Annotated in this window: 3 protein-coding genes and 1 pseudogene; 3 read left to right on the forward strand and 1 reads right to left on the reverse strand. The window is 68.5% G+C overall.

Annotation, left to right across the window (positions count from 1 at the left end; all coding sequences use genetic code 11):
- The 3 genes from RWX45_RS09720 to RWX45_RS09730 all read left to right on the forward strand — a co-directional run.
- The coding region (locus RWX45_RS09720) for an ABC transporter ATP-binding protein (protein ID WP_316023527.1) at positions 1 to 782 on the forward strand (782 nt) is incomplete at its 5' end.
- Complete coding sequence (locus RWX45_RS09725; RefSeq protein ID WP_316023528.1) at positions 779 to 2773, forward strand: ABC transporter ATP-binding protein; 1995 nt, start codon at positions 779 to 781, stop codon at positions 2771 to 2773. The genes RWX45_RS09720 and RWX45_RS09725, both read left to right, overlap by 4 nt.
- Positions 2770 to 3633, forward strand: a complete 864-nt coding sequence (locus tag RWX45_RS09730) for an RNA methyltransferase (RefSeq protein WP_316023529.1) — start codon at positions 2770 to 2772, stop codon at positions 3631 to 3633. Before RWX45_RS09725 ends, RWX45_RS09730 begins: the two co-directional genes overlap by 4 nt.
- A gap of 40 nt (positions 3634 to 3673) precedes the next feature.
- Here RWX45_RS09730 and RWX45_RS09735 read toward each other — a convergent pair.
- Positions 3674 to 4085: pseudogene (locus tag RWX45_RS09735) on the reverse strand (HNH endonuclease); the annotation flags it as partial.

Below are 4085 nucleotides of genomic sequence, written 5' to 3' on the forward strand. Positions count from 1 at the left end.
GTCCAGCGTCACCCGGCGGCGCCGACACCGGGAGCCGCGGTCGCCGGGTGACGCTGGACAATGTCACCTTCCGCTACCCGGGTGCGGCCTCGCGCGTGCTGGCGGAGGTGAATGTTGACATGACCCCGGGCACGACGACCGCCTTCATCGGCTCCACCGGCTCCGGCAAGACCACCCTGGCTAACCTACTGCCGCGCCTGCTGGACGTGACCGAGGGCTCCGTGAGCGTCGACGGCGTCGACGTGCGCGAGCTGGACCCGCATGAGCTGAGGCAGAATGTGGCCACCGTGCCGCAGAAGGCCTACCTGTTCTCCGGCACCATTCGCTCCACCCTGCAACACGGTCAACCGGACGCCACCGACGCCGAGCTGTGGGCCGCCCTCGAGGCCGCCCAGGCCGCCGGATTCGTCCAGGCGCTCGATGACGGTCTTGACCATGAGGTCGACCAGGGCGGCGTCAACTTCTCCGGCGGGCAGCGGCAGCGACTCGCGATCGCCCGAGCCCTCGTACGTCAGGCCGGCGTGTACGTCTTCGACGACTCCTTCTCCGCCCTCGACTACGCCACCGACGCCCGGCTACGGGCTGGCCTGCCGCAGGCCACCGGCGGGGCGACCATCGTCGTCGTCGCCCAGCGTGTTGCCTCCGTACGCACCGCCGACCAGATCGTCGTGCTCGATGAGGGCCACGTCGTCGGCATCGGCACCCACGAGGAGCTCATGGACACCTGCCCCACCTACGCAGAGATTGTCCTGTCCCAGATCAGCGCAGAGGAGGCGGCATGAGCCACGGACCCGGACCCCGCCGAGCCCCCGGCCAGAAGGCCCAAAACTTCACCGGCACCTGGAAGCGGCTACTCCACGAACTGCGCCCGGAACGGGTGCGTATCGCGGCCGTGGTCGTGCTCACCGCGACCGCCGTCATCCTCAACGTCATCGCGCCCAAGGTGCTCGCCCGCGCCACGAACGTCATCTTCGAAGGCGTGCTCGGCACACTGCTATCCCGATTCGGGCTGCCCGACGGGCTCTCGGGCGACCAGCTCGAGCAGGTGCTGCGCTCGGCCGGCCAGGACACCTACGCCGACATGCTCTCCGCCTACGACGTCGTCGTCGGCCAGGGCCTGGACACTCACGCGCTGGCGGTGGTGCTGCTCCAGACCTTCGCCCTGTACGCCCTTTCCGCCCTGTTCCTGTGGTTGCAGGCCCGCATCCTCGCTGGAGTCATTCAACGCACCGGCCAGCGCATGCGTGCCGAGGTGTCCGCCAAGCTCGACCGGGTGCCGCTGTCATACATCGACCACGGCTCCCGCGGTGACATGCTCTCGCGCGTCACCAATGACGTCGACAACATCACCCAGACCCTGCAGCAGACGCTGTCGCAGGCGCTCAACTCGATCATCACCGTCATCGGCGTCTTCGTCATGATGTTGACCGTCTCGGTACAGCTATCGCTCATCTCGCTGGCGACTTTGCCGGTGGCCCTCATCATCACCCTGGTCATCGCCTCCCGCGCCCAGCCGCACTTCACCGAGCAGTGGGATGCGACCGGTGATGTGTCCGGCGTCGTGGAAGAGGCTTTCACCGGCCACGAGGCGGTGACCCTGTTCACCTCCGAACAGACCTTCAACGAGCTGTTCGAGAAGGAGAACACCCGCCTGTACAACGGCTCCTACAAAGCCCAGTGGATCTCCGGCACCATCCAGCCGGCCATGCGCGTGGTCTCCAACCTCAACTTCGTCATCATCGCCGTCATCGGCGGCATCAAGATCACGGGCGGTCAGATGACCCTGGGCGACGTGCAGGCCTTCATCCAGTACTCCCAGCAGTTCACCCAGCCGATTACGCAGCTGGCCTCCATGGCCAACCTGTTGCAGTCTGGGGCGGCCAGCGCCGAGCGCCTGTTCGAGATCATGGATGCGCCGGAGGAGTCCGAGACCGCGACTCGTGCCCTGCCGCAGCGGGTGGCCGGCCGCGTCGTCTTCGACCACGTCAAGTTCTCCTACAGCCCGGACACCGAACTCATCACCGACCTCAACCTGGTGGTGGAGCCCGGCCAGACTGTCGCCATTGTCGGCCCTACCGGTGCGGGCAAAACCACCCTGGTCAACCTGCTGCTGCGGTTCTACGATCCGCAGTCCGGCACGATCACGCTCGACGGTATCGACACCAAGGACCTGTCCCGTGACGAGCTGCGTGAGCAGATCGGCATGGTGTTGCAGGACACCTGGCTGTTCGAGGGGACGATCGGGGAGAACATCGCCTTCGGCGCAACCGGCGCCACTGCCGAGCAGGTGCGTGCCGCCGCCAAGGCCGCCAGCGTCGATCACATTGTGCGGTCCCTGCCCGATGGCTACGACACCATCATTGACGACTCCGGGGCCGGGGTGTCCGCGGGCGAGAAACAGCTCATCACGATTGCTCGGGCCTTCCTCGCCGACCGTCAGATCCTGGTGCTCGACGAGGCCACGTCCAGTGTGGACACGCGCACCGAGCTGCTGGTCCAGAAGGCCATGGTGGGGCTGCGTCAGGGGCGTACCAGCTTCGTCATTGCCCACCGCCTGTCCACCATCCGTGATGCGGACACGATTTTGGTCATGGAGCACGGCGACATTGTGGAGCAGGGTAACCATGAGGAACTCATGGCCGCCCAGGGCGCCTACTACGAGCTCTACCAGAGCCAGTTCGCCGGTCCGGAGGCGGAGGAGGAGGCGGCCGTGGTGGCCGATCCGCTGTTCGCCGCGGTCGGCCGCGACGCCCGGGGCAAGACCCGCTCGTGATTGTCGACCTCGAGAGTCTCGACGACGCCGCGGATCCGCGCCTGGCCGACTACACGAGTCTGACCGACGTGGCATTGCGGCGTCGCCTGGAGACTGAGCGCGGCCTGTACATGGCCGAGTCGACGAAGGTCATCACCCGCGCCGTTGCTGCCGGGCATGCCCCGCGCTCCTTCCTCATGGCGCCGCGCCACTGGGAGCAGATGCGCCCGGTGATCGCGGCGGCCGCGGGCTGCGAGGGCCGCGACGACGGCGGGGATGTACCCGTGTTCATCGCCCCGGAGGAACTGCTGGAGTCCCTCACCGGCTTTCACCTGCACCGGGGTGCCCTGGCCGCCATGAATCGGCCTGAGCTGGCGTCGGTGACCGACCTGCTGGCCGGGGCGCGCGGCGGGGCCGGGGCGCGCCGCGTCGCCATCCTGGAAGACTTGGTGGACCACACGAATGTGGGAGCTGCCTTCCGCAGCGCCGCAGCCCTCGGGATTGACGCCGTGCTGGTGACTCCCCGGTGCGCGGACCCCCTGTATCGGCGCAGCGTGCGCGTATCGATGGGCACCGTCTTCCAAGTGCCCTGGACGCGCATTGAACGCTGGCCGGCCCTGGATGAGCTGCATGCGGGCGGCTGGACGGTGGCGGCCCTGGCGCTGACGGAGGACTCGCTGACCCTGGACGAGTTCGTCGCCTCTCCGGCGTGTACGGATCCGGACTCGAAGGTGGCCGTGGTGCTCGGCACCGAGGGCGATGGGCTGCGCCCGCGCACGGTGGCGGCTGCCGACGTTGTGGTGCGCATTCCCATGGCCGGGGGAGTGGACTCCCTCAATGTTGCCGCCGCGGCGGCGGTCGCCTTCTGGGCGGTGCGCTGAGCGGCAGGGGCCCTCGGCGCTGCGAGCGCCGATGTCGCCGCTAGAAGGGCGGTATTTCGTCGAGGAGTGGGGCGAGTCCGAGGGCGTGGATGGCAGGTGGGTAGGGGGTGGTTTCGAAGTCTCCGGCGCGTTCGCCGGGGCGCGGACCGCGGCTGATGAGTGTGACCCAGCCGGTTGTGGTGTTGGTGGTGTCGGCGTTGTCCAGTCCCCGGTTGAGACGGTCGAGTACGGCGGGGGTGATGGCCCTGCTCAAGGCCTCGGACACCGGGCCGCCGGGGTGCGTGTGTTGCCGCGGCCCCACGCGGCGGGGCAACATGGTGACGGCGCCGTCGGGGTGGCGGCGGTAGCGGGCCCCGGTGGGGGTGGTCCAGGCCAGCGCGCCGTCCGGGGTGCGGGTGAGGGTCCAGCCGGGGGTGTGCTTGAGCCGGTGGTGGGCCTGGCACAGGCAGGTG

The sequence above is a fragment of the Actinomyces sp. MRS3W genome (assembly GCF_032465695.1).
Classification (GTDB): domain Bacteria; phylum Actinomycetota; class Actinomycetes; order Actinomycetales; family Actinomycetaceae; genus Actinomyces.